The 24,031-nt window shown below is 61.8% G+C and carries 21 protein-coding genes; 10 read left to right on the plus strand and 11 right to left on the minus strand.

Translation table 11 applies throughout. The features are described from left to right. The first annotated feature begins 129 nt into the window (after positions 1 to 129). A complete protein-coding gene (locus F0P97_RS19910) occupies positions 130 to 1,062 on the plus strand; it encodes a LysR substrate-binding domain-containing protein (protein ID WP_182283652.1) in 933 nt (310 codons plus the stop codon). Between the two features lie 148 nt (positions 1,063 to 1,210). Then, positions 1,211 to 2,191, plus strand: coding sequence for a Bug family tripartite tricarboxylate transporter substrate binding protein (locus F0P97_RS19915; protein ID WP_182283653.1), 981 nt, complete (start codon positions 1,211 to 1,213; stop codon positions 2,189 to 2,191). Between the two features lie 118 nt (positions 2,192 to 2,309). Here the strand turns inward: F0P97_RS19915 and F0P97_RS19920 are convergent, their stop codons facing one another. After that, on the minus strand, positions 2,310 to 3,467 hold the full coding sequence (locus F0P97_RS19920; RefSeq protein ID WP_182283654.1) for a PA0069 family radical SAM protein: 1,158 nt from the start codon (positions 3,465 to 3,467) through the stop codon (positions 2,310 to 2,312). Positions 3,468 to 3,821: 354 nt separating this feature from the next. Between F0P97_RS19920 and rnk the strand changes: the two genes are divergently transcribed. Further along, on the plus strand, positions 3,822 to 4,229 hold the full coding sequence (gene rnk, locus F0P97_RS19925; RefSeq protein ID WP_182283655.1) for a nucleoside diphosphate kinase regulator: 408 nt from the start codon (positions 3,822 to 3,824) through the stop codon (positions 4,227 to 4,229). Positions 4,230 to 4,290: 61 nt separating this feature from the next. Here the strand turns inward: rnk and F0P97_RS19930 are convergent, their stop codons facing one another. Then, complete coding sequence (locus F0P97_RS19930; RefSeq protein WP_182283656.1) at positions 4,291 to 5,463, minus strand: acyltransferase family protein; 1,173 nt, start codon at positions 5,461 to 5,463, stop codon at positions 4,291 to 4,293. 250 nt (positions 5,464 to 5,713) lie between these two features. Between F0P97_RS19930 and F0P97_RS19935 the strand changes: the two genes are divergently transcribed. Next, positions 5,714 to 6,298 carry a GbsR/MarR family transcriptional regulator gene (locus F0P97_RS19935; protein ID WP_034376636.1) on the plus strand — a complete coding sequence of 195 codons (585 nt, stop codon included), beginning with the start codon at positions 5,714 to 5,716 and terminating at the stop codon, positions 6,296 to 6,298. Positions 6,299 to 6,308: 10 nt separating this feature from the next. On the opposite strand, the gene F0P97_RS19940 is transcribed toward F0P97_RS19935, so the two are convergent. Beyond that, positions 6,309 to 7,382: a LacI family DNA-binding transcriptional regulator gene (locus tag F0P97_RS19940; RefSeq protein ID WP_182283657.1), complete on the minus strand. Its 1,074-nt coding sequence runs from the start codon at positions 7,380 to 7,382 to the stop codon at positions 6,309 to 6,311. A gap of 183 nt (positions 7,383 to 7,565) precedes the next feature. Between F0P97_RS19940 and F0P97_RS19945 the strand changes: the two genes are divergently transcribed. The 6 genes from F0P97_RS19945 (at position 7,566) to eda (ending at position 13,628) form a co-directional block, all read left to right on the plus strand. Next, positions 7,566 to 8,102 carry a gluconokinase gene (locus F0P97_RS19945; protein WP_182283658.1) on the plus strand — a complete coding sequence of 179 codons (537 nt, stop codon included), beginning with the start codon at positions 7,566 to 7,568 and terminating at the stop codon, positions 8,100 to 8,102. A 20-nt stretch (positions 8,103 to 8,122) separates the two neighbouring features. Beyond that, on the plus strand, positions 8,123 to 8,629 hold the full coding sequence (locus F0P97_RS19950; RefSeq protein ID WP_182283659.1) for a TRAP transporter small permease: 507 nt from the start codon (positions 8,123 to 8,125) through the stop codon (positions 8,627 to 8,629). Positions 8,630 to 8,639: 10 nt separating this feature from the next. Beyond that, positions 8,640 to 9,920, plus strand: a complete 1,281-nt coding sequence (locus F0P97_RS19955; protein WP_182283660.1) for a TRAP transporter large permease — start codon at positions 8,640 to 8,642, stop codon at positions 9,918 to 9,920. A gap of 121 nt (positions 9,921 to 10,041) precedes the next feature. Further along, the gene (locus tag F0P97_RS19960) at positions 10,042 to 11,049 is read left to right on the plus strand and encodes a TRAP transporter substrate-binding protein (protein WP_087081605.1); all 1,008 of its coding nucleotides are present in this window, start codon (positions 10,042 to 10,044) and stop codon (positions 11,047 to 11,049) included. A 99-nt stretch (positions 11,050 to 11,148) separates the two neighbouring features. Next, on the plus strand, positions 11,149 to 12,996 hold the full coding sequence (gene edd / locus F0P97_RS19965; RefSeq protein ID WP_182283661.1) for a phosphogluconate dehydratase: 1,848 nt from the start codon (positions 11,149 to 11,151) through the stop codon (positions 12,994 to 12,996). Continuing rightward, entirely contained in the window at positions 12,981 to 13,628 is a 648-nt protein-coding gene (eda, locus tag F0P97_RS19970) for a bifunctional 4-hydroxy-2-oxoglutarate aldolase/2-dehydro-3-deoxy-phosphogluconate aldolase (protein ID WP_182283662.1), read from the plus strand. The genes edd and eda overlap by 16 nt, the downstream gene beginning before the upstream one ends. A 73-nt stretch (positions 13,629 to 13,701) precedes the next feature. On the opposite strand, the gene cydX is transcribed toward eda, so the two are convergent. The 8 genes from cydX to F0P97_RS20010 all read right to left on the minus strand — a co-directional run bounded on the left by cydX (position 13,702) and on the right by F0P97_RS20010 (position 23,888). After that, positions 13,702 to 13,842 carry a cytochrome bd-I oxidase subunit CydX gene (gene cydX / locus F0P97_RS19975; RefSeq protein ID WP_182283663.1) on the minus strand — a complete coding sequence of 47 codons (141 nt, stop codon included), beginning with the start codon at positions 13,840 to 13,842 and terminating at the stop codon, positions 13,702 to 13,704. Positions 13,843 to 13,946: 104 nt separating this feature from the next. Beyond that, on the minus strand, positions 13,947 to 15,101 hold the full coding sequence (cydB, locus tag F0P97_RS19980) for a cytochrome d ubiquinol oxidase subunit II (RefSeq protein WP_182283664.1): 1,155 nt from the start codon (positions 15,099 to 15,101) through the stop codon (positions 13,947 to 13,949). A 13-nt stretch (positions 15,102 to 15,114) separates the two neighbouring features. Further along, entirely contained in the window at positions 15,115 to 16,704 is a 1,590-nt protein-coding gene (locus F0P97_RS19985; RefSeq protein WP_003053058.1) for a cytochrome ubiquinol oxidase subunit I, read from the minus strand. A gap of 31 nt (positions 16,705 to 16,735) precedes the next feature. Next, positions 16,736 to 18,460 (minus strand): amino acid ABC transporter ATP-binding/permease protein, encoded by a 1,725-nt coding sequence (locus tag F0P97_RS19990; protein ID WP_182283665.1) that lies wholly within the window; start codon positions 18,458 to 18,460, stop codon positions 16,736 to 16,738. Beyond that, positions 18,457 to 20,190: a thiol reductant ABC exporter subunit CydD gene (cydD, locus tag F0P97_RS19995; RefSeq protein WP_182283666.1), complete on the minus strand. Its 1,734-nt coding sequence runs from the start codon at positions 20,188 to 20,190 to the stop codon at positions 18,457 to 18,459. Before cydD ends, F0P97_RS19990 begins: the two co-directional genes overlap by 4 nt. Positions 20,191 to 20,431: 241 nt before the next feature. Beyond that, positions 20,432 to 21,388 (minus strand): NAD(P)H-dependent flavin oxidoreductase, encoded by a 957-nt coding sequence (locus tag F0P97_RS20000; RefSeq protein WP_087081593.1) that lies wholly within the window; start codon positions 21,386 to 21,388, stop codon positions 20,432 to 20,434. 284 nt (positions 21,389 to 21,672) lie between these two features. Beyond that, positions 21,673 to 22,803 (minus strand): ABC transporter substrate-binding protein, encoded by a 1,131-nt coding sequence (locus F0P97_RS20005; protein WP_182283667.1) that lies wholly within the window; start codon positions 22,801 to 22,803, stop codon positions 21,673 to 21,675. Between the two features lie 140 nt (positions 22,804 to 22,943). Then, positions 22,944 to 23,888, minus strand: a complete 945-nt coding sequence (locus F0P97_RS20010; RefSeq protein ID WP_182283668.1) for an electron transfer flavoprotein subunit alpha/FixB family protein — start codon at positions 23,886 to 23,888, stop codon at positions 22,944 to 22,946. Positions 23,889 to 24,031: the final 143 nt, after the last annotated feature.

A 24,031-nucleotide genomic window follows, 5' to 3' on the forward strand; every position in this document is an offset into this window, starting at 1 on the left:
CCGGGCTGCCGTCGCACCGTCATTGCAGTGCGTTGACGCAAATATTAGGGTCGACATATGACTGTCATGTGAAGGTTTCAGAATCAGTTTTGACAGTTTCCATAGATCAAACCTTGAGATGAGATTGGCATGAGCACCGCCCGCTACCGAGCTTTTATCGCCGTGGCCCAGCAAGGCAGCCTGAGCGCCGCCGCCCGCGCCTTGGGACTGAGCCAGCCCACGATCTCCAGCCAGATCGCCACGCTGGAGCGGCAAAGCCAGATCGAGCTCTTCCATCGCCAGGGCTATCGGATGACGCTCACCGGCGCCGGCCACAAGCTCATGACGCTGGCGCAAAAGCTGCTCGCGCTGGAAGCCGAAACCGAGTTCTTTCTGCGCGACTCGGGCCAGCTCAACCAGGGCGAACTCAAGATCGGCGCCGTGGGGCCGTTTCATGTGATCGAGATGGTGGCCGCCTACAGCGCCCGCCATCCCGGCATGAAGCTGTCGATTCGCATGGGCAACTCGCAGCAGGTGCTGCACGATCTGGAGCACTACACCACCGATGTGGCAGTGCTGGCCGGTCTCTATGACAGGCCCGAGCTGCTGGCGCGCGAATATGCGCGCCATGCCATCATCCTCTTTGCCCATATCGATCACCCGCTGGCAAGGCGCGAGCAGGTCGAACTTGGCGAGCTGCACGGCCTGCCGCTGCTGCTGCGTGAGCAAGGCTCGACCACGCGTGCGGCCATCGAAAAGGCTCTGCAGGCGGCCGGCGTGAAGCCACGCACCCAGCTGGAGATCGGCAGCCGCGAAGCCATACGCGAGGCCGTGGCGCGCGGCCTGGGCATCGGTGCCGTGTCCGAGGCCGAATTCATTGCCGACCCGCGCTTTCGGCCTGTACGCATTGCCGGCGACCCGGCCAGCACCACCACCTATGTCTATTGCATGAAGGAGCGCAGCGAAAGTCTTCTGGTGCGTTCCTTCCTCAAGGCCATTGAAGGTAGCGCTGCTCCCAATCTGCCTGTACTACTGACCGCTCCAAAACCCTTGATCGCTCCAACGGCCAAGAAGCTGGCGTAATTCGTCAAACCCTCTGCCCCCCTTGCGCCGAGAATTTTTTGACAGCGCTGCCCGGGCACGACAGAACTCTCTCGCCGGGACAGTGCGGCGGCACGGTGCACTGGCACAGCGGCGGCTGCCGGGCAGTCAAAAAACAGAGGAGACAATGATGAAGCAAACCATGCTCTGGAGGGCCGTTGCTCTGGCAACCGGCCTGAGCCTGAGTGCAGCGGCCATGGCGCAGCAAGCGCCCTGGCCCGTCAAGCCCATACGCCTGGTGGTGGGCGGCCCTGCCGGCGGCAATGCCGACTCGCTGGCACGCCTGTTGGCCGACGGCATGCAAAAACAGCTGGGCAAGCCGGTGATTGTCGAGTCCAAGCCCGGCGCGGCCGGCGTGCTGGCCGTCAACGACCTGCTCACCAACGGCAAGGACGCCCACACGTTCTTGCTGATCCAGGGCGGCATAGTCAGCGAGACGCCGCTGGCCTACAAAGTCAGCTATCAGCCCTTCAAGGATCTGAAACCCCTGGCCCAGCTCAGCCGCAACGGTCTGGTGCTGATTGCCAACAAGGACTTCCCGGCCAGCAATCTGCAGCAGCTAGCCGAGCACGGCAAAAAGCAGGCCGACGGACTGGACTTTGCCTCGTATGCCACGGGCATGCGCGGCCATACCTCGGGCATGCTGCTGGGGCAGTTGCTCAATATCAAGATGAAGCACCTGGGCTACAAGGGCTCCCCTCCAGCGCTCAGCGACCTGATGGGCGGCCATGTACCGCTGATGATGGACGGGCTCACCACCGCCCTGCCCCTGATCAAGGCAGGCAAGGTCAAGCCGCTGGCCGTGAACTACCCCACGCGCATGGCGCAACTGCCCGATGTGCCCACCTTCAAGGAACTGGGCTACCCACAACTGGCCGAGGTGAGCTGGTTCGGAGTCTGGTCGCGCCCCGATATCCCTGCCGATGTGCAGGCCAGGGTCAGAGAGATTGCGCTGCAGTATTTCAAGCAGCCCCAGATCGAGGCCAGGCTCAGGGACATGGGCATGGAGTCGGGCACCGACGCGACCCCGGAGGCACTGATGAGCGAACTACAGAAGGCCTATCAGCGCCAGCAGGCCTTGCTCAAGTCAATTGATTACCAACCTCGGTAAACCGTTCAGGGGCCAAAAGGCCTGGGTCACGCCAGATTCCGGCTTTTTGCAACTGGACAGCCACAGTTCGCTGCATCGACCCACTCCGAGTCGGCGCGCAACAGAACGAGACGAGACATCAGAAAAGACTTTGCTGCGGTGACAGCAAGGAATGATGGTACTGATCGCAGTCCAGATGCACGCGCTCACGGTTCAGCCCAAGCTTGCGGCAGGCCAGTGCAAAGCGTTGCGCCAGCATATCGGCCCAGGCGCCCGTTCCCTTCATGCGCTGGCCAAAGCGGCTGTCGTAGACCTTGCCGTCGGCTCTGCCCGCTTCGCTGATCCCATGCAGATCCCGCACCCGCTCCATCACGCGTTGGGCGCGCTCGGGATAATGCAGCGTCAGCCATTCATTGAACAGCGGAGCCACTTCCCACGGCAGACGCAGTACGGCATAAAAAGCCTGTCTTGCACCGGCCTCGCCGGCTGCGGCCAGCACCTGCTCCATATCGTCGTTCAGGAACGGAATCTGCGGTGCCAGGCTGACGCCGACGGGTATGCCTGCCTCGCTCAGGGTCCGAATCATGCGCAGCCGCCGATGCGGCGCGGCGGCGCGTGGTTCCAGCTGCCGGGCCAGCTCGGGCTGCAAGGTGGTCAGCGTCACATAGACGGCCACCAGATGCTGCTGTGCCAACGGCACCAGCAAATCAAGGTCTCGTTCAATACCACTGCCCTTGGTGACGATGGAAAACGGATGCCTGGCCTGCGCCAGAACCTCTATCACGCGGCGCGTCAACCCGACTTCGCGCTCCACAGGCTGGTAGCAGTCAGTGACCGAGCCGAGCATGATGGGGGCTGCCACATGACTGGACCGGGATAACTCGGCGCGCAGCACCTCGGGCAGGTTCCGCTTGGCAATCAGCCGGGTTTCGAAATCCAGCCCCGGCGAATAGCCCAGATAGCCATGCGTGGGCCGGGCATAGCAATAAATGCAGCCATGCTCGCACCCTCTGTATGGATTTAACCCCAGATGAAAAGGCAGATCGGGCGATTCGTGCCGGCTCAGGGCTGATTTAGCCCGCTCCCACTCCAGTTGGGTGCACCAGGTCTTGACCTCCTCATCCTCTTCGCTTCCTTCATCCTGCTCGGACTTTCCCCAGCCGTCATCGAAGCCCTGGCGCAGCTCCCGTGCAAACCGGTGCGTGATCTGGCTGGCAGCCCCTCGACCCTTGATGAGCTGCACCGGCACATCGGTCCGAATGGACTCCAGTCCAGAGGATGAGGAAAGTTTTTGCATAAGACAACTGTACATAAATACAGTTATTCGTTGCAAGAATTAGGCACTGACCATGGCTGCATTCCGGTCAATACGGCGAGAGTTGATTGAGTCAGATCTAGATAAAAAATGACTGTGCCCATTGTTTTATAGGCATAACACGCTCCATTAACTAGAGCAAGTTCAAAGTCAATCCGCACTCAGTGAGTGCGAGATGGCTTGGCAGTTTGCGATTCAGCGCCGACAATCCCTTCAATGCACCAAGTTGGTGCCTTTCACTGAATGCCTTGGCCCGGACAACACCGTTGCCCGGGCTTTTGTCCGTTTGCGCAACGCCAAAGCGCCAACCACACCATCTCGCAAGGGAGTTACTACATGGAGCGCAAGCCCAATATCACTCTGTCCTCCTTGGACCTGGATCGCATTGAATCGCTGCTGGAAAGGAACAATAGCCAGTTCCCCGGCCGTGATGCACTGGAGGCGGAGCTGGACCGTGCGGATGTACTCGACCCCGCAGAAATACCCGCCAACGTGGTGACGATGAACTCCACCGTGCGCTTCACCATTCTCGAGATCGCCAAGACCAATACACTGACACTGGTCTACCCCAAGGATATGGATGGCAGCGCCGACAAGGTTTCCATCTTTGCGCCGGTAGGCATCGCCCTGCTGGGCCTTTCAGTGGGCGATGAGTTCAAGATGCCCAGCCCTACCGGCCAGGTAACCGTGCGCGTGGATGCGATCGAGTTCCAGCCCGAAAGCGCGGGCGAGCTCCATCGCTGAACCGGCTCACCCAGCAAAAAAGCAGCTCACCGGAGCTGCTTTTTTGTTGCCTGGATCAGACTCAGCGCAAGCCGGCCAGCATGGTGGTCAGCAGACCCGCGCCGATCAGGCCTGCCTGCCAGCGCAGGGCCTGACTCCATGACGAAACATGACGCTCCACCAGTTGGTACAGCGCGTAGCCGGCTGTCAGTGAAAGCACAAAGGCCAGCGGAATGCCCAGCACGGCGGCTGTGACCGAACCGTGCCAGAAATGGTTGACCACTGCGTTGACCAGCAGGCAGATGGAAAAGTGAATCAGGAATACCGAGTAGGAAATCTCTCCCAGGCGACGCAGCGGCGCAAAACCCTGCCAGCGGGCAATGACCTCGGTACGCATGCAAACGATCAGCAGCATCGCGGTCACGCCGGCGAGAAAAATGCGGTCGCGCCACTCATGGACCAGCGCGCCGATGATCAGAGCAGCAATCAGCAGGCCCCAGCTCCAGGCCGTCAGGCGCTTGTCTGCCGCCACTGCCCAGAAGGCCATCATGCCGACGCCATAGGCGCCCATGAAATAAATCGCCCAGACATCAAGGTCTGCATCGAGATTGAAGCTCAGCAACGAAGCTGCCGTCCCCACAACCACCAGCCCCTGCATGCCAGTCACGGCCCAGGGCCACCAGCGCTTCATGGCCGTATCGCCCCAGCGCCTCAGCGCCCATTGCTGCAGCCAGCGCACGCCGGCCAGCAGCAGCACGGTCGCTGCGAACAACTGAAAGTCTATGGACACATACCAGACGCCAGCCGACAGTGACTCCTCGCCCACAATGCCCTGCAGCAGCAAAGCATGGGCCATGAGCTGCCATAGATCGGGGTCGGCAGACACGGACTCGTGGTCGAACCAGGGACGAATCGCCGCAGACACCACAATCGTCACCACCAGCGCCACGGCATAAGGCACGACCAGGCGCACAAAGCGCTTGCCGATCTTGGACCAGGGTGAATCAAACCGCGCCAGCCCCATGGGAGCCAGGCTGGCTGCAGCCAGAAAACCGCCGATCACCAGAAAGATCTGTACAGCCATGCGGGCGTACTCATAGAGCCAGTCAAGCAGGTCGGGCATGACGGGGTGAGCCACATCGGACATGGGACCGTAAAAGGCCAGGTGATGCCAGACGATGGCTGCACAAGCCAGACCCTTGGTGCAGTCGATCAGGGCACTGCGGGAATGAGAGGAAATAGAACTTTGAACCATCAGATCACGGCCGCCTGCAGCCCATGGACTGACCGGCGGCAGGGTGAGTTTGCCCGGCAACAGGCAACGTAAAAAAGCCGACTTAAAACAGGATGGCAATTTTGCGCCGATTCCCAACAATTTGCTGACAGCGTTGCAAGTTTTACGAAACATATCTGCGCAGGCTTCTTGCGCCAAGCATGAAAAAAACAGAGCGATTGCACTCCGGCTTGATTTCCCTGCCCCACTGGAAACCCCGGGCAAAGGCACAATGGAGGCCATGACGCAAGCCAAACCACTGTCGGAGCTGAGCCGACAATTTGTTTCGCATTTCGGCGAGATGGGCAGCCGCTGGGGCATCAATCGCACCGTCGGGCAAATCTATGCCCTGCTGTTCATTTCGCCCGAGCCGCTGAACGCAGACCAGATTGCCGACACGCTGGAATTCTCGCGCTCCAATGTGAGCATGGGGCTCAAGGAGCTGCAGGCCTGGCGGCTGGTTCAGCTGCGTCACCAGCCCGGCGACCGGCGCGAATACTTCCAGGCACCCGAGGATGTCTGGGAAATCTTCAAGCGACTGGCCGAAGAGCGCCGCCGCCGCGAGATCGAACCCACGCAATCCATGCTGCGTGCTGCCATGATGGAAGAAGCCAGCACCGACGAAGAACGCTATGCCCAACAGCGCATGCGCGATATGCACGAGCTCATCGACAAGCTGATGAGCTGGTTTGACGATGTACAGCGTCTGTCGCCAGAGACCGCCATGCAGCTCATGGGTATGGGCTCGGCCGTGACGCGACTGCTGGACCTGAAGGACAAGATTACCGGGCGAGGCAAGTCAGGCACGGAAGCCTGACGCCGACAACTCAGGTGCTGGCCCTGGGCACCAGCCTGAAGCCCAGATCCACACTGGCCTCTCTGACGGTGTCCCCGGCCAGCAATTGCAGCAACATGCTGGCAGCTTTTCTGCCCACTTCATCCCTGGGGGTATGGATGGTGGTCAGAGGCGGCACCATCTGATCACTGCCAGGCAGGTCGTTGAACCCGGCGATCGCCACCTGCTGCGGCACCTTGACCCCCATGCGATTGGCCTCCAGCAATGCGCCTTGTGCAATGTCGTCATTGCAGAAAAAGATGGCATCCACCGTAGTCTGCGCCTTGAGAAGTGTCTCAAACTGCCTTGCACCCAGCGCCAGCGATGAGCGCTCGGGATTGAGAATCTCCAGGCTCTGGTCATACAGGCCGGCCTGTTTGAGCACCTGCCGATAACCTTCCAGACGCTGCATGACACGCGCGTCGAGCTGGGCTCCGCAAAATGCGATACGTCTGTATCCCTTGTCCAGCAGATGGCGGGTCATTTCAGCGCCAGCTGCAATCTGAGAGAAACCCACGCTGTAGCAATCTGGGCCCGTGCCGGGCTCGCGCAACTCCATGAGATGCACGCGAGGCACGGGATTGGCGGCCAACAATTTCCTCGACTCTTCGCTGTGGTCGAACCCGGTCAGCAACAGGCCAGCAGGCCGCATGGGCAGATAGGCCCGCAGCAACTGCTCTTCTTCCACCGGGTCGTAGTGGGTCACGCCGATCAGCATGTGATAGCCCTGGGCAAACAGCACCTTGTGCACAGCCTCCAGGACCTCCACGAACAAGGTGTTCGATAGCATGGGCACCAGTACCAGCACCTGTGTGCTTTTTTGCGAGGCCAGTGCACGCGCTGCCAGATCGGGCACATAACCCAGAGAGGCAGCAACCTCACGCACTTTGTCGACCAGGGCAGCAGCCACTCTGCGCTCTCCGCGCAAGGCTCGGGAGACCGTCATCGGACTCACGCCCGCAGCCTGTGCCACATCGCTGAGGGTGACTCGCCCGCTGGCACGAGATCGCCTTGAAGAAGCGCTGTCTGCCGGGGTTTCACTCTTGGTACGGGTCTCGGGAGGCAAGGGAATCTCCTAATCAGATGACTGAGGTTTTTTGAGTATGATAGCGCTATCCAGACTTGAAATGAAGTCTGTGGAAGCAGCTTGATGGAAGCACTGACTTGCCTTCGACCAAGGTCTGAAGCCAATCGCAGAAAGCAGCAGGCTGCTCATTTTTTTAACCATACCGGATAGCGCTATCCAAAAATGAATCAAAGCAAGATCCAGCCTCAGGGCTCCATGTCGGCACTCGTCGTCATGGGAGTTTCCGGCTGCGGCAAATCGAGCGCGGGAGAAGCCATCGCCCTACAACTGGGGTGGACCCTGGTGGAAGGAGACAGCTACCACTCCCCCCAGAGCGTGGCCAAGATGCAGGCCGGCATTGCCCTGACGGATGCCGACCGCGAAGGCTGGCTGGAACGCCTGGCGCAGCGGCTGGCACAGGCAGATGCCGAACACGGCCTGGTGCTGACCTGCTCGGCGCTCAAGCGCAAGTACCGCGACCAGTTGCGCAGTGCCCAGCAACTAGGTTTTGTGTTTCTCGACCTCGACTACGCCACGGCCCTGGAACGGGTCCAGACCCGACCCGGGCATTTCTTCTCGCCCGACCTGGTGGCCAATCAGTTCACGACGCTGGAAGACCCGCGTCAGGAGCCTGATGTCCTGACCGTCAGCGCCACCATGAATCTCAACGATATCGCGCTTGCGGCCCGGCAATGGGCAAGGCGCGAATCCCACGCATAAAAGACAGCAGGAGACAGCCAATGTCTGAAGATCGCAAAGAGGCACAGGGCCGCAAGCCATGGCTCAAGCGCCTGGCCGAAGGCCTGATGGTGCTGGCCCTGGCCGGCATGGTGGTTGCCGTTTTCGTCAACGTGGTACTGCGCTACGTTTTCCACACCAGCATCGTCTCCTATGAAGAGATCTCGCGCCTGCTGTTTGTGTGGCTGGTGGCCATCGGCGCCATCGTGGCGGCTTTCGAAGGCGCCCACCTGGGCTTCGACATGGTGACATCGCGGGTCGGCCCGATCACCCGCAAAGTCCTGTTCTGGGTCTCGCAACTGCTGATCGGCGCCTGCATGGCCCTGCTGCTATGGGGCTCCTGGGAGCAGGTCGTTGCCGGCTGGAGCAGCTACAGCACCGTGCTGGGCTATCCCCTGGCTCTGGGCGCAGCGGCGACGCTGGTGCTGGCCATAGGCATGCTGCTGGTCGTGGTGCGCGACATGCTGCGCGGCACCCCGGCCGAATCTTCTGAAACCAGCGTGGAGTAAGGAGAGCACCATGATCGTTACCCTGATTTTTCTCGCCGTGCTGATCGGCGGCATGGTGATCGGCATGCCGATTGCCCATGCACTGATACTCACCGGCGTCGCCCTGATGTGGCACCTGGACTTTTTCGACACCCAGCTGCTCGCACAGAATCTGCAAGCCGGGTTCGACAACTTCCCGCTGCTGGCCGTGCCCTTCTTCATCCTCGCGGGTGAGCTGATGAATGCGGGCGGCCTGTCGCGCCGCATCATCGATCTGGCCCGCGCCTTTGTCGGTCATATTCCGGGCGGCCTGGGTTATGTGGCCATCGGTGCGGCCGTGCTGCTGGCCTCGATGAGCGGATCGGCCATTGCCGACACTGCCGCGCTGGCCACCATCCTGCTGCCGATGATGCGCGACCAGAAGTATCCCGACAGCTACAGCGCCGGCCTGCTGGCTTCGGGCGGCATCATCGCCCCCATCATTCCGCCTTCGATGCCGTTCGTGATCTACGGCGTCACCACCAACACCTCCATCAGCAAGCTGTTTCTCTCAGGCGTCGTGCCCGGCCTGTTCATGGGCAGCTTTCTGATTGCCGCCTGGTGGTTCATTGCGCGCAAATACCAGCTGACCTCGGGTGAGCGCGTGAGCTGGGGCCAGCGCCTCAAGGCACTGGCCAAGAGCTTCTGGGCCATGATGATGCCGGTCATCATCCTGGGCGGCCTCAAGGGTGGCGTTTTCACGCCGACCGAAGCCGCCGTGGTGGCCGCGGTCTACGCGCTGTTTGTCTCCATGGTGGTCTACAGGGAGATGAGCTGGAGCAGGCTCTACGAAGTCTTCCTGGGCGCATCCAAAACCACCGCCGTGGTGATGTTCCTTTGCGGCGCAGCCACCGTGACCGCCTACATGATCACGCTCGCCGACCTGCCCAATATGCTGGCCGACAGCTTCTCGGGCCTGCTGGATCAGCCCATGCTCTTCATGGCCGTGATGATGCTTTTCCTGCTCGTGGTCGGTACCGCCATGGATCTGACCCCGACCATTCTGATCTTCGGTCCGGTCTGCGCGCCGCTGGCCGTCAAGGCCGGCATCGATCCCGTGTACTTCGGCTTCATGTTCATCTATGTGGGCTGTATCGGCCTGATCACCCCCCCGGTGGGCACGGTACAGAACGTGGTGGCCGGGGTAGGCAGGCTGCGCATGGAAACCGTGATCAAGGGCACCAATCCCTTCCTCATGGTCTATGTGCTGCTGGCCGTGCTCTTCGTGATCTTCCCGCAGTTGGTCACGGGCCCGCTCAAATGGATGCACTGAGAACGGCGTGCCATCCATGAAAACTCTTAAGTTCACAGCATGGTGCGCACTGCAATCAAGCGCATCACGGCAGTTCCAATTTCATCAAAGGGCCCTGGCCCAATCAAGCAAGGAGACGGGTATGCGTATCAAATTTGCAGTCGCGGGCCTCACGGCAATGTTGCTGGCCGCAGGTGCCGTTCAGGCACAGGACTTCAAGCCCCGCCTGGTGCGGTTTGGCTATGGTCTGGTGGAGGACTCCAACCAGGGACGTGCCGTGCGCATGTTCGCCAAGGAAGTGGAAAAGGCCAGTGGCGGCAAGATGAAAGTCCGCGCCATCGGCAATGCCTCCCTGGGCTCGGACACGCAGATGCAGCAGGCCCTGATCGGCGGCGCCCAGGAAATGATGGTCGGCTCCACCGCCACGCTGGTGGGCCTGTCGCCCGAGATGGCGATCTGGGACACTCCATTTCTGTTTGCCAACACCAAGGAGGCCGATGCCGTGCTGGACGGCCCCGTGGGAGAGAAGGTCAAGGCCACTCTGGAGCCCAAGGGCATGGTCGGTCTGGTCTATTGGGAAAACGGCTTTCGCAATCTGACCAACAACAAGCGCCCCATCACCAAGCTGGAAGATCTGCAGGACGTGAAGCTGCGCGTGATGCAGAACAACGTCTTCCTGGACAGCTTCAAGACCCTGGGCGCCAATGCCGTTCCCCTGCCCTTCTCCGAGCTGTTCACGGCGCTGGAAACCAAGGCCGTTGACGGTCAGGAAAACCCCTTCAACACGGTGCTGTCGAGCAAGTTCTATGAAGTGCAGAAGTACCTGACCGTCTCCAACCATGTCTACAGCCCCTGGATCGTGACGGTCAGCAAGAAGTGGTGGGACACGCTGAGCCCTGCCGAGAAGAAGGTGCTGCAGGATGCGGCAATCAAGAGCCGTGAATTCGAGCGCAAGGACACGCGCGAAGAAGCCGCCAAGGCCCTGGCCGAGATCAAGACCAAGGGCATGCAGGTCAACGAACTGCCAGCCGCCGAAGCAGGCCGCATGCGCGACAAGCTCGGCACCGTCAATGCCGGCATTGCCAAGTCCGTGGGTCAAGGCACCTGGGATTCTGTGCAGAACGCCGTCAAGCAAGCCCGCGCCAAATAAGCGCGCAACCATGGAGCCATGCCCCGGGCATGGCTCTCACTCATTCCAAGACAATGCCTGCACCCCAAGCACAGGCACTGCTGCCCAAGGACTTTCATCATGGCACTTCACCCCGTTCTGGACCAGGTGACGCGGCGCATCCAGGAGCGCAGCCGCGCCAGCCGCTCCGACTACCTGGCACAGGTCGATGCCATGGCCGCGCGCCCTCCACAAGTACGCACCATGGGCTGCGCCAATGTGGCCCATGCCTTTGCGGCTCTGCCCGGTACGGACAAGATCCGCATCATTGAGGAAAAAGGCCCCAATGTCGGCATCGTCACGGCCTATAACGATGTGCTCTCCGCCCATGCGCCGTTTGCGCATTACCCCGATATTCTGAAGGACGAGGCCAGACGCAACGGCGCAACGGCCCAGGTCGCCGGCGGTGTACCCGCCATGTGCGACGGAGTGACCCAGGGCATGCCCGGCATGGAGCTGAGCCTGTTCAGCCGCGACACGATTGCCATGTCCACCGCCGTGGCTCTCACGCACGACACTTTCGATGCGGCCCTGATGCTGGGCGTCTGCGACAAGATCGTTCCTGGCCTGCTCATCGGCGCCCTGCATTTCGGCCACCTGCCCATGGTGTTCGTGCCTGCAGGCCCCATGACTTCGGGCCTGTCCAACAGCGACAAGGCCAAGGTGCGCGAGCAGGCGGCCCAGGGCCTGGTCGGCCGGCAGGAGCTGCTGGCCGCAGAAAACGCGGCCTACCACGACCAGGGCACCTGCACCTTCTACGGCACGGCCAACAGCAATCAGATGCTGCTGGAAGCCATGGGCTTGCATGTTCCCGGCACAGCCTTCATCAACCCCGCCGACGCGGAGCGCGAACTGCTTACACGAGAAGCCATGCGTACCGTGCTGTCCATCACCCGGGGCCGTCGCTTTGCCCCCATAGGGCATGTCGTGGACGAGCGCTGCATCGTCAACGCCATGGTGGCCCTGCTGGCCACCGGCGGCTCCACCAATCACCTGATCCACTGGGTCGCCGTGGCCCGAGCTGCCGGCATCGTCATCGACTGGGATGACTTCGAGCAGCTGTCTGCGGTAGTTCCCCTGCTGGCCCGCGTCTACCCCAATGGCAGCGCCGATGTGAATCAGTTCCAGGCCGCAGGCGGCCCCGGCTACGTGATCGCCCAGTTGCTTCAGGCCGGACTCATGCATGGCGACGTGCTCACGGTGAGGCCCGAGGGACTGACGGCCTTCGGGCGCCTCCCCCATGTCGAAAACCATCAACTGCAATGGCGAGATGCGGGCAGCTCCGGCGATGAAGCCGTGCTGCGCCCTGTCAGCCATCCCTTCAGCCCTACGGGTGGCTTGAAACTGCTCAAAGGCAATCTTGGCCGCAGTGTCATCAAGATCAGCGCCGTACCTGAGGATCGCCACGCATTGCGGGCACCGGCATGGGTCTTTGATTCGCAGGATGAATTGCAGGCGGCCTTCAGATCCGGTGCGCTGGAGCAGGCCTGCCAGACCAATGGTTTCAATGGTGTCGTCTGTGTGGTGCGCTGGCAGGGACCGCAGGCCAATGGCATGCCCGAGCTGCACAAGCTCACCCCTCCGCTGGCCGTTCTGCAAGGCAAGGGCTATGTCGTGGCCCTGGTCACCGACGGCCGCATGAGCGGCGCATCGGGCAAGGTTCCGGCCGCCATTCATGTCAGTCCCGAAGCACTGGCCGGCGGCCCGCTGGCCAAGGTGCAAAGCGGCGACATCATCGTGCTCGATGCCCCCACCGGCCTGCTGCAGGCCGAGCTGACGGATGCCGAATGGGAAACCAGGCCGCTGGCCATCATGCCGACCGCGCTGCAACAAGCCAATCACCGCGGCCTGGGCCGTGAACTGTTTGCCGGATTCCGGCGCAATGCGCTGAGCGCAGAGGAAGGAGCTTGCACATGGCTGCTCAAATGACCGCCTTGTCCATCATGCAGGATGCACCGGTGATTCCGGTCATCGTGCTGCACAAAGCAGAGCATGCAGTGCCCATGGCCGAAGCACTGCTGGCAGGCGGCATCAGGGTTCTGGAGGTCACGCTGCGCACGCCTCAGGGCCTGGCCTGCATAGAGGCCATCGCCAGGCAGCTGCCCGAAGCCATCGTCGGTGCGGGCACCGTGCGCAATGCGGCCGATGCCGCAGCGGCGGCCCGGGCCGGCGCCAGGTTTGCCGTCAGCCCCGGCTACACCGGCAAGCTGGGCCAGGCCTGCCGCGATCTGAACCTGCCGCTGCTGCCCGGCGTCGCAACCAGCAGCGAAATCATGATGGCTCAGGAAGATGGTTTTACCGAGCTCAAGTTCTTCCCCGCCGTGCAGTCGGGCGGCATCCAGATGCTCAAGGCCTGGCAAGGTCCGTTCGGAGAGCTGCGTTTTTGTCCCACTGGCGGCATTTCGCCCAGCAACGCGGCGGAGTTTCTGGCGCTGTCCAATGTGGTCTGCGTGGGCGGCTCCTGGCTGGTCCCCGCCAGTGCCGTGGAGAGTGGCAACTGGTCACTCATCACCGAACTGGCCCAGGCCACGCAGGCGCTGAGAAGCCCCCGAACGGCCTGAGCAGGCCAAGGCCTGATTCATAAAAAAAGCCCGGTCAACTCAAGCTGACCGGGCTTTTTCACGTCTTGGCGACTCAGGCGTCCGGCAGCGAATTGGTTCGCTCCAGAAGCTTGCGGCGCGTTGCCTCGTCATCCATCAGTTCGAACCAGATCGCATTGAGCACGGCAAAGGCTGCTGCCAGCGGCAGACCCAGCAACCAGGCGAAATACCACATAAGTTTCCTTTCATTCGGCCCATCCAACGCATGGGCCAACAATATTCGAACTGCCCCTCGCACAGACTGAAGATCGCAGCATGGCGTCTGAGGGGCGTCCCATCTCAATACGAGTGGCCCTGGCCGGTCACGATGGCTTTCACGTCCACCTTGCCTCGCAGCACCGAGTACACCCAGCTGGTGTAGGCCAGGATCAAGGGCAGGAAGATCAGCACGCAAACCAGCATGATGAAGAGCACGACATGGCTGGAGGACGAGTCCCAGACCGTCAGACTGAAGCGCGGATCGATGCTGGAGGGCAGGATCATGGGGAACATGGCTGCACCCACGGTCAGGATGATTCCGGCAATCGCCAGGCCGCTTGCCAGCAGTGCCAGCCACTCGCGACGGCTGCGCAAGCCGGCAGCCACGATCAGCGGCATGAGCAGGCCGATACCAGGCACCAGCCAGAGCAAGGGATAGGACTTGAAGTTGGCCATCCATGCACCGGCCGCCACGGCTGCAGTCTTGTTCAAGGGGTTGGAGGGACCGACGGGGTTGATCTCGCTGGTAATCACATAGCCGTTGATGCCCGTAGCCAGCCACAGGCCGGCAGCCGCAAACAGCAAGGTGGTCAGCACGGCAAACAGGCTGCCATAGCGGACCGCGCGGCTCGCGACTTCGCCATCGGTCTTGAACATCAGCCAGGCCGCACCATGCATGAGCAGCATGGACAGCGAGACCAGACCACACAGCAGTGCAAAAGGCGTGAGCAGACCAAAGAAACTGCCATCGTAGTAAATGCGCATATCGTCACCCAGACGAAATGGCACGCCGAGAATCACATTGCCCACGGCCACCCCGAACAGCAGTGCAGGCACCAGACCCGTGATGCACAGCACCCAGTCCCAGCGGTTGCGCCAGGCCGCATCTTCATGTTTGCTGCGGAACTTGAACGCCACGGGACGCAGGATCAGGGGTACCAGCACGGCAAACATGGCCAGGTAGAAGCCCGAAAAGGACACGGCATAGAGCTGAGGCCAGGCCGCAAAGATGGCGCCGCCACCCAGAATCAGCCACACCTGATTGCCTTCCCACACGGGTCCGACGGAGTTGATGGCCGTGCGGCGCTCGACATCGGTCTTGGCCGTAGCGCGCAACAGGCCCATGGCGCCGAGGTCGAAGCCATCGGTGACGGCAAAGCCCACCAGCAGCACGCCAAGCAGCAGCCACCAGATGAGGCGCAGCACGTCATATGAAATCAGTTCATGCAAGATCATTTGATTGCTCCTCTCAGCTTTGGCCGCGTGCCAGCTTCTTGATCATGGGTTCGTAGAGGCTGAGGTGGGGTTCGCTCTCATGCTCGGGGCCCTTCTTGATGGCCTTGACCATCAGCTTGAGCTCGATAACCAGCAGCACGGTATAGATCAGCACGAAACCGGCAATGGTCAGCAACAACGTCTTCGCGCCCAGATTGGAAACCGCCATGGCCGTGGGCAGCACGCCCTCGATGATCCAGGGCTGGCGACCCAGCTCGGCCACCACCCAGCCGCATTCGGCGGCAATCCAGGGCAGCGGAATCGAGAACACTGCGACCTTGAGCAGCCAGGGGTAGGCATCCAGTCTGTGGCGTGCAGCCAGCCAGAAGAAGGTGCCGGTCAGCACGATGAAGAACATGCCCAGAGCCACCATGATGCGGAAGGTCCAGAACAGCGGCCCCACAGGCGGCACGGTATCCATTGCCGCCTGGTGGATCTGCGCTTCGGTCGCCTTGCGCGGGTCATCCACATAGCGCATCAGCAGCAGGGCATAGCCAAGATTGGCGCCATTGTTCTCAAAGCGCAGGCGTGCCTCGGCAGGAATCTCGGCATCGGTCCTGGCCTTGCGAATGGTCTGCAACGCATCATAGGCGTCGATACCGTTGCGGATATTGCCCTCGGCGCTCTTGACCAGTTCGTTGATGCCGGGAATTTGGGTGTCCAGCGAACGCGTGCCGATCAGACCCATGACCCACGGGATGTGCACGGCAAAGTGGGTCTCGCGGGCCTCGCGATCGGGGAAACCAAAGGCCGTGAAGGAAGCAGGTGCGGGCTCGGTCTCCCACATGGCTTCGATCGACGCCAGCTTCATTTTCTGATGTTCGGATGACAGATAGCCGGATTCGTCACCCAGCACGACCACCGACAGCGAAGCCGCCAGACCAAAGGACGCGGCCACCGTCATCGAGCGCTTGGCCAGATGGATGTGACGACCCTTGAGCAGATACCACGCCGAAATGCCCAGTACGAACAGGGAGGCCATGACGTAGCCCGCCGACACCGTGTGCACAAACTTGGCCTGCGCCACGGGATTGGTGAGCACGGCAAAGAAGTCATTCACTTCCATGCGCATGGTCTGGGGGTTGAAAGTCGCCCCCACGGGGTTTTGCATCCAGCCATTGGCGACCAGAATCCATAGTGCCGAAAAGTTGGTGCCTATGGCCATCAGGCAGGTGACGATAAGGTGCTTGACCTTGGAGAGGCGATCCCAACCAAAGAAGAACAGGCCGACAAAGGTCGCTTCCAGGAAGAAGGCCATCAAACCCTCGATCGCCAGTGGCGCACCAAAGATGTCGCCCACATAGTGGCTGTAGTAGCTCCAGTTCATGCCGAACTGGAACTCCATCACCACGCCGGTTGCCACACCCATGGCGAAGTTGATGCCGAACAGCACGCCCCAGAACTTGGTCATGTCGCGCCAGATGGCACGGCCGGTCATCACATACACCGTCTCCATGATGGCGACGAGTATGGACAGGCCCAGTGTCAGCGGCACAAACAGAAAGTGGTAAAGCGCCGTTATCGCAAACTGCAGTCGCGATAAATCGACGATATCGAGGTCCATGGTCAGGTCCTTTCTCTCGGTACTTCAAAAATCAATCGGAAAAACATATGGACTGCGGTGCCACAGCACTCAGCGCATCGGGCCGCAGCCTTGCCATCAGCTGCTCGAACTCAGGGGTCCCGCGCAGGGCCTGCGCTTTCACCTGTCCTGCCTGCAGATACACAATGCGATCGGCAAGGCTCGCCTCACGCTGCCAATGCGTGGCAAAAATCAGCGTTCGCGCGCCGCTCTCAGCTGCCTGCTCCAACCGCTTCAGCACATCGGCAGCAGTGACGGCATCCAGCCCCTCGGTCACCTCATCGAGCAGCCAGCAACGGTCGGGGCTCAGCAGCAGCCTGGCCAGTGCCAGCCGGCGCGACTGGCCTCCGGACAGACCCAGGCCGCCTTCACCCAGCATGGTGTCAAGCCCCTGTGGCAGGGCCATGACGTCGCTTCTGAGACCCGCAGCCTGCAGGACGTCCCACAATTGCTCATCGTCGGCCTTGGCATCGGCAAGCCTCAGGTTGTTGCGCAGGCTGTCCTGAAAAAGCTCGGTTCGCTGTGTCATCCAGCTGCAGCTGCGGGCCTGAACCACACCTTCGTCCGGCTGCAGCTCACCCGCCATCAAATGCAGCAAGCTGGTCTTGCCTGCACCGCTGCTGCCGATCAGCGCCACGCGCTCGCCCTGGCGCACATTCAGGTCTATCGGCCCCAATTGACGAAGCCGGACAGCCTGCAGGCTGACGACCAGCTTCTGCATGGGCTGCTGCAGGCTCTCTGCCGCTTCGACCTTGGCCGCCAGCGGCGGAGCCAGCCTGCGCAGCGCCAGCCAGGTACGCCCGGCCTGCTCTGCCCCTCTGCGCAGAGCGGCAAAAGGCTCCATTGCCGACAGTGCCAGCAAAATACCCAGCGCAGCAACCGGCGCGTCGATGCGGCCCTGCTCCATCAACCAGGCCATCAGCAGCACGGATGCGCTCAAGGTAACGGCAGACACCGCACCATAAGCCAGGGCAGCGGCCGCTTCGGATTGATAAAGCCGCTCATCAGCCAGGGCGCTGCGCGCATCACTGTGCAGCACCTGTTGCACCTGGGCAGGCAACTGGCCCGCCATCAGCAGCTCGGTCTGGCCGGCAACCAGATCCACGGTCTGGGCACGCATGGCCTCCAGTGCCATGGCACGGCGTACGACAGCCTTGCGGCTGCGCAGACCATGCCACAGGGCAATACCCCAGCCGGTTGACAACAGCCATGCCAGGGCCAAAAAGCCCAGCCACCAGCGCATGAATCCGTAGGCCAGAGCCGCCAGCAAGGCCGCGCCCAGCGCCGCTACGGCCGGCACCAGCAGGCGCAGATAAAGATTGTCCAGGGCATCCACATCGGAGGTCAGACGCTGCAACAGCCTTGCCGGGCGCTGCAGCAGCAGGCGGGCAGCCTGCGGTCGAGCCCAGCTCAGGAACAGTCTCTGGCGCAAAGCGGCCAGCACGGCCAGCGTGGCATCGTGGGTCACCAGGCGCTCGGCATAGCGGGCACCGGTGCGGCCCACAGCCAGCAGGCGAATGCCGGCCGACGGCATGAACACATCGAACACCAGGGCCGTAGCAGGCACCAACCCGGCCAGGGCCGTGGCCGTGATGAACCAGCCCGACAGGCCCAGCAATGCCATGCCCATCAGCACCGTGAGCGCAGCCAGGGCAGCACCGCCCAGCCAGAGATTGCGCGGTGCCATCTGGCCCAGCAGCTTCAGCATTTCGCGCATTGAGATGTCCCGTGTCTTCATACCTGCTGCTCCTCTTGCCGTAGCAGCAGTGGCAGCTCGATCACGCGATCCATGGCAGCGGCCAGCTGTGCATCGTGGGTCGCGACCAGCATGGTGCGGCCCCTGGCCAGATGGCGCAAGGACTGCGTGATCTGGGCCGCTGTCTCGGGATCCAGATGAGCGGTAGGTTCATCGACCAGCAGCAGTCCGGCCTGTGTCTGCGCGGCCATGCGCGCCAGGGCCAAACGTACCACCTCGCCACCGGAGAGGCCTGCGCCGCCCTCACCAAGACTTGCACCGGGACGATGCGCCAAGGTCTCGTCGAGTGCCGCCTGCTGCGTGGCTTCGGCAATCTGTTCGGGTCCTACAGCGCAGCGCCCCAGCGCGATGTTGCGCGCGGCCGAGCCGGCAAAGACATGGGGCAACTGACCCAGCCAGGCCATGCGCTGGCGCAGCTGTATTGCGCTGCGGGCATCAAGCGCTCGCCGATCGACTTCGATACGACCTTGCTGAACCGGCAAAAGGCCCGCAATCTGAGCCAGCAGTACGGATTTTCCGCTGCCACTGGGACTCCACAGCGCCACATGTTCGCCGGCCTGTATGTGCAAAGACAGTGGCGCAAGACTGGAGTCACTGCCTGGTGCCTGAACCTTGAGTTCCGAAACGCTTACGGACACAGGCCGGCCAGGCGAGGAATGATCATTTTCCGGGAGTGCTGGTTCAGCAGCATGCTGTGCACCAACGATCTGCACAGACTGGGCCTGCATGCTCTGCAAGGTCTGCAGCGCTGCCTCGCCGGCGGCTCTGTCATGCCAGACGGCCGAGAGATCGCGCAAAGGCTCGAAAAATGCCGGTGCCAGCAGCAGCACGAACATGGCCTGACCCAGGCCGAGCTTGTCGCCCCAGGCTCCGAAATTCAGCGTGCCCAGCAGGTGAAAGCCTATATAGACGGCCACCATGGCCACGCCCAGCGCCGAGAAAAGCTCAAGCACCGCAGAAGACAGAAAGGCAATACGCAGCACGCGCATGGTGCGGGCGCGCAGATCTTCGGCATGCTCACGCAGCCGCTGGCCTGTCAGTTCCACGGCATGCAGAGCACGCAGTGTGCTCAGACCGCGCAGGCGGTCCAGCAAAAACGCATTCATGTGGCCCAGCTGCAGCATCTGCTCTTCGCTGGCCGCCTTGGCACGCCAGCCCACGATCGCCATGAAGAGTGGAATCAGCGGCGCGGCAACCATCAAAATCAGAGCCGCTACCCATGACTGCAAGGCCACGGCAGCCAGAATCACCAGAGGCAGCACACGCACACGCCACATCGCACTCTGGTAGCGCGCCAGCCACGGAACAATGGCCTCGGCCTGCTCGGCCATGGCGCTGGCGGCCTGACCCGAGGCAGGGCGGCTTTTGTCCAGCGGCGATGTCTGGGCCAGCGACTGCGCCACCTGGGCACGCAAGCTGCTGAGCTGTGCGCGCGCTGCACGATTGGCCAGCATGCCGCCATGGCCTTCTGCCCAGGCTCGCAGCAAGCCCAGCAGCAACACGCCAGCCGCCATGGGCCAGACGGCCGCCATGCCCTGACCGTTGGCCATGAGCTGTACAGCCCAGGCCAGCAAGGCTGCCTGCGGCAGCCATATCAGTCCGGCAAGCACCTGCCACACAGCTCCCGCGCTGGGGCGACGGATGACGCTCGCCAACTCGGCATGTGCTGTATCGACCTGATTGTCGGTGGAGGAAGAAGGGGTGTGCTGCATTTCTCAATTTTCAGTATTTACTGAAATTAACGGAATACTACTCTTCTTTTGACAATCATCATGACTTGATATGCAAAAGCCAATTGCAGGACCAGGCCTACATTGATACGCATCAACTCCGAAGCGATTTAACAAGGGTTAACCCTTGTCAAAGTCGTGCTTGAGCAACATCAAGCGAGCAAGCCGCCCATAAAAAACGGCGTCCGAAGACGCCGTTGGCACAGAAAGATAGTGAACTGCCTCAGGCAACCAGCAGGCTGGCCTTGGCTTCGGCATATTCACGCTTGAGGCGAGCCACCAGCTCGGCCGTGGGCTGCACCTTGTCGACGGCACCGATGCCCTGGCCGCAGCCCCAGATGTCCTTCCAGGCCTTTTGCGCGCCGCCGCCAAAATTCATCTTGCTGGGGTCGGACTCGGGCAGGTTCTCCGGATCCAGACCTGCCGCACGAATCGACGGTGCCAGATAGTTGCCATGCACGCCTGTGAACAGATTGCTGTAGACCACGTCGTCGGAGTTGCCCTCGACAATCGCCTGCTTGTAGGCTTCCACGGCACGCGCCTCGTCGGTGGCGATGAAGGCCGAGCCGATATAGGCAAAGTCCGCACCCATCGCCTGGGCCGCGAGAACCGCTCCCCCCGTGGCAATCGATCCGGACAGCGCCAGCGGGCCGTCAAACCATTGGCGAATTTCCTGCACCAGGGCAAACGGGCTCTTCACACCCGCATGGCCGCCAGCACCGGCTGCCACGGCGATCAGGCCGTCGGCACCTTTTTCAATGGCCTTGCGCGCAAACTTGTTGTTGATGATGTCGTGCAGCACCACACCACCCCAGCTATGCACGGCCTGGTTCACATCTTCACGCGCGCCCAGGCTGGTGATGATGATGGGCACCTTGTACTTGGCGCAGACCTGCATGTCGTGCTCGAGACGGTCATTGCTCTTGTGCACGATCTGGTTGATGGCGAATGGAGCCGAAGGGCGATCGGGATGGGCCTTGTCCCAGGCAGCCAGAGTCTCGGTGATCTCTGCCAGCCAGTCTTCCAGCTGCTCGGCCGGACGGGCATTGAGCGAAGGCATGGAGCCGACGATACCGGCCTTGCACTGCTCGATGACAAGCTTGGGATTGCTGATGATGAAAAGCGGCGAGCCGATGACAGGCAAAGCCAGCTTTTTGAGGGCTGGTGGCAGCTTGGACATATGTTGTCTCCTTCTTCGTTTTATGAATAAAAAAGGTCTGCAGCGTTGGTTCCAAATACGCTGTCAGCTCTTGTTTCAGAAGCAGTTCGAAGGGCGCCTCACTATTTGCACTCCTGTGCCGACGGTGAAGTCGTCCGACTGGCCTTTGGCCAGTTTCGCCTGCCATGGCGCCACTCCCTGTCCCCAGGGCAACAGTTTTTGCTTTCTCTGTGTACGGAGGATCATCGTGAGGGGAGCGGCCGCAAAAAAGGCCTGAACGCGGTACTGCGTCAGGCCTTGGTTTCTTACTGCGTCACACGCCCGGCGGCATTGACGATGGACAGGTCCACATATTTGGATCCCACTTGCCCGGGCTTGAAGTTCACCCAGTAGCCGCCCAGGTCATAAGACTCCAGTCCGCGCAAGGCAGCACTCATTTTTTCCGGCGTCAGCGGCTGGCTGCGACGCATGGCCTCCACGATGACTTTGGCATTCACAAAGCCTTCCATCATGGCAAAGCTCACCGGAACGTCCAGGGACTTGCCTGCAGCAATCGTCGCGTCGCGAAACTCCTTGTTGAGCTTGCCCGAGACCTTGTAGGGACTGGGCACCACCTGGGCAATCGACAGACCGCTCATGTACTCCACAGGAAGACGCTTGGCCAACTGCTCGATATCGGCCTCGGCCGTGGCATAGACCTGGGCGGTACCGCCCTCCATGCGATACGCCTCGACAAATGCCGCTGTGGCAGGGCTGGAAGCCACCAGGAGAATGGCTTGAGGCGAAGTCTTGGCGGCCCGCAGCTCCTGCACAGCCTTGCCCGAGCCACCTCGGCTCTTGAGCATGGCCGAAGCCACCAGCTTGGCCCCGCTGGGGTTCACGGCCTTGGTCACCAAGGCCGTCAGCTCCTGTGCATCGGGACGCTCCTCGAACACCAACGCCAGCCGCGTGATGCCGACGGTGGCCAGGTGGGTGGAAATCTTTGCAACCTGCTCGGCAAGCCCTGCACGCGTGGAGAACATCTGCGGCGATGCCAGCACTCGGGTGTCCGTGCTCTGATAGCCCACCAGCGGAATCTGCGAACCATCCAGAGCCTTGCTCTCCAGCAAGGCCGAGAGATTGCGATTGCCGAAATAGCCTGCCAGCACCACGGGCTTGGATTCGCTCAGCAGCTTGCGCGTCTTGGTCACGGTCTCTTCAGGGTGGCCCACATCATCGAGCACAGCCAACTCCACAGGTTGGCCCTGCACGCCACCGGCCTTGTTGACCTGGTCAAAGTACAGACGCATGCCCTGCGCATAGGCCCGTCCCTGACTGGCTTCAGCCCCCGACATCGGGGCCACCTGCCCAACCGTCCAGGCCTGCGCCACCAAAGCAGCACCTGCACACATCGCGACCAAACCGACTCGCGCCAACACCCAATGCTTGCGATTCATTCAGAGTCTCCCTCTCCATCAATGCAGTGGGTCTGAAGCGCCCATGCAGCTGCCGAATTATTGTTGATGACCTGACCTGTACGAGCCAGGCGCCCATGGAAAAAGAGGGGCTTGAAGCCCCTCTTTTGATGTGCGCCAAATTACAGCGCGTTGACCAGTTCGGGCACTGCCGTGAACAGATCGGCTTCCAGACCGTAATCGGCCACCGAGAAGATCGGTGCCTCCGGGTCCTTGTTGATCGCCACGATCACCTTGGAGTCCTTCATGCCCGCCAGATGCTGGATCGCTCCCGAGATGCCGCAGGCAATGTACAGCTGCGGCGCCACGATCTTGCCCGTCTGGCCCACCTGCAGGTCGTTGGGCGCGTAGCCCGCATCGACAGCCGCACGGCTGGCACCGATGGCCGCTCCCAGCTTGTCGGCCAGGGGGGTGATCACTTCGGTGAACTTCTCGGCCGAGCCCAGAGCACGGCCGCCGGAGACGATGATCTTCGCTGCCGTCAGTTCGGGACGGTCGCTCTTGGTCACTTCGCTGCCCACAAAGGCGCTCTTGCCGCTGTCGGCCACGGCAGCCGCCGTTTCCACCGCCGCCGAGCCGCCAGTGGCAGCCGCTGCGTCAAAGCCCGTGGTACGCACGGTGATGACCTTGACGGCATCGGCGGACTGCACGGTGGCAATGGCGTTGCCCGCGTAGATGGGGCGCTCGAAGGTGTCGGCGGAGTCGACCTTGGTGATGTCGCTGATCTGGGCCACGTCCAGCTTGGCGGCCACGCGAGGGGCTACGTTCTTGCCCGAGGCGGTCGAGGGGAACAGGATGTGGCTGTAGTTGCCGGCACCATTTCCAGCAAGTGCCAGCACCTGGGCCGCCACGTTCTCGGCCAGGCCGTCCTTGAGGCTGGCGCCGTCGGCATGGATGACCTTGGAGACTCCGGCGATCTGGGCGGCTGCAGCGGCGGCAGCGGCTGCACCTTCGCCAACGACCAGCACATGCACATCACCGCCGCAGGCCTTGGCGGCCGTCACGGTGTTCAGGGTCGCGGTCTTGATCGAAGCGTTGTCGTGTTCTGCAATAACGAGAGAAGTCATTTCAGTCGTCTTTCTCTAAAATTTTTCATGATGCCTGCATCACCCGCGGCCGGCTAATCTGGCGCGGCGCAAGTGCAGGACACCGAGGAAGGGCCGCCCCGCACCGAGGGTGTCGTCCCCCTGCGGGGGATGACGCGAAGCGG

It is taken from the genome of Comamonas testosteroni (assembly GCF_014076415.1).
Taxonomy (GTDB): domain Bacteria; phylum Pseudomonadota; class Gammaproteobacteria; order Burkholderiales; family Burkholderiaceae_C; genus Comamonas; species Comamonas testosteroni_F.

Bases quoted from the DNA above. Each gene is read 5' to 3' on its own strand.
- F0P97_RS19910 (WP_182283652.1), top strand. From the start codon at position 130: ATGAGCACCGCCCGCTACCGAGCTTTTATCGCCGTGGCCCAGCAAGGC.
- F0P97_RS19915 (WP_182283653.1), top strand. From the start codon at position 1,211: ATGAAGCAAACCATGCTCTGGAGGGCCGTTGCTCTGGCAACCGGCCTG.
- F0P97_RS19920 (WP_182283654.1), bottom strand. From the start codon at position 3,467: ATGCAAAAACTTTCCTCATCCTCTGGACTGGAGTCCATTCGGACCGAT.
- rnk (WP_182283655.1), top strand. From the start codon at position 3,822: ATGGAGCGCAAGCCCAATATCACTCTGTCCTCCTTGGACCTGGATCGC.
- F0P97_RS19930 (WP_182283656.1), bottom strand. From the start codon at position 5,463: ATGGTTCAAAGTTCTATTTCCTCTCATTCCCGCAGTGCCCTGATCGAC.
- F0P97_RS19935 (WP_034376636.1), top strand. From the start codon at position 5,714: ATGGAGGCCATGACGCAAGCCAAACCACTGTCGGAGCTGAGCCGACAA.
- F0P97_RS19945 (WP_182283658.1), top strand. From the start codon at position 7,566: ATGAATCAAAGCAAGATCCAGCCTCAGGGCTCCATGTCGGCACTCGTC.
- F0P97_RS19950 (WP_182283659.1), top strand. From the start codon at position 8,123: ATGTCTGAAGATCGCAAAGAGGCACAGGGCCGCAAGCCATGGCTCAAG.
- F0P97_RS19955 (WP_182283660.1), top strand. From the start codon at position 8,640: ATGATCGTTACCCTGATTTTTCTCGCCGTGCTGATCGGCGGCATGGTG.
- F0P97_RS19960 (WP_087081605.1), top strand. From the start codon at position 10,042: ATGCGTATCAAATTTGCAGTCGCGGGCCTCACGGCAATGTTGCTGGCC.
- edd (WP_182283661.1), top strand. From the start codon at position 11,149: ATGGCACTTCACCCCGTTCTGGACCAGGTGACGCGGCGCATCCAGGAG.
- eda (WP_182283662.1), top strand. From the start codon at position 12,981: ATGGCTGCTCAAATGACCGCCTTGTCCATCATGCAGGATGCACCGGTG.
- cydX (WP_182283663.1), bottom strand. From the start codon at position 13,842: ATGTGGTATTTCGCCTGGTTGCTGGGTCTGCCGCTGGCAGCAGCCTTT.
- cydB (WP_182283664.1), bottom strand. From the start codon at position 15,101: ATGATCTTGCATGAACTGATTTCATATGACGTGCTGCGCCTCATCTGG.
- F0P97_RS19985 (WP_003053058.1), bottom strand. From the start codon at position 16,704: ATGGACCTCGATATCGTCGATTTATCGCGACTGCAGTTTGCGATAACG.
- F0P97_RS19990 (WP_182283665.1), bottom strand. From the start codon at position 18,460: ATGAAGACACGGGACATCTCAATGCGCGAAATGCTGAAGCTGCTGGGC.
- cydD (WP_182283666.1), bottom strand. From the start codon at position 20,190: ATGCAGCACACCCCTTCTTCCTCCACCGACAATCAGGTCGATACAGCA.
- F0P97_RS20000 (WP_087081593.1), bottom strand. From the start codon at position 21,388: ATGTCCAAGCTGCCACCAGCCCTCAAAAAGCTGGCTTTGCCTGTCATC.
- F0P97_RS20005 (WP_182283667.1), bottom strand. From the start codon at position 22,803: ATGAATCGCAAGCATTGGGTGTTGGCGCGAGTCGGTTTGGTCGCGATG.
- F0P97_RS20010 (WP_182283668.1), bottom strand. From the start codon at position 23,888: ATGACTTCTCTCGTTATTGCAGAACACGACAACGCTTCGATCAAGACC.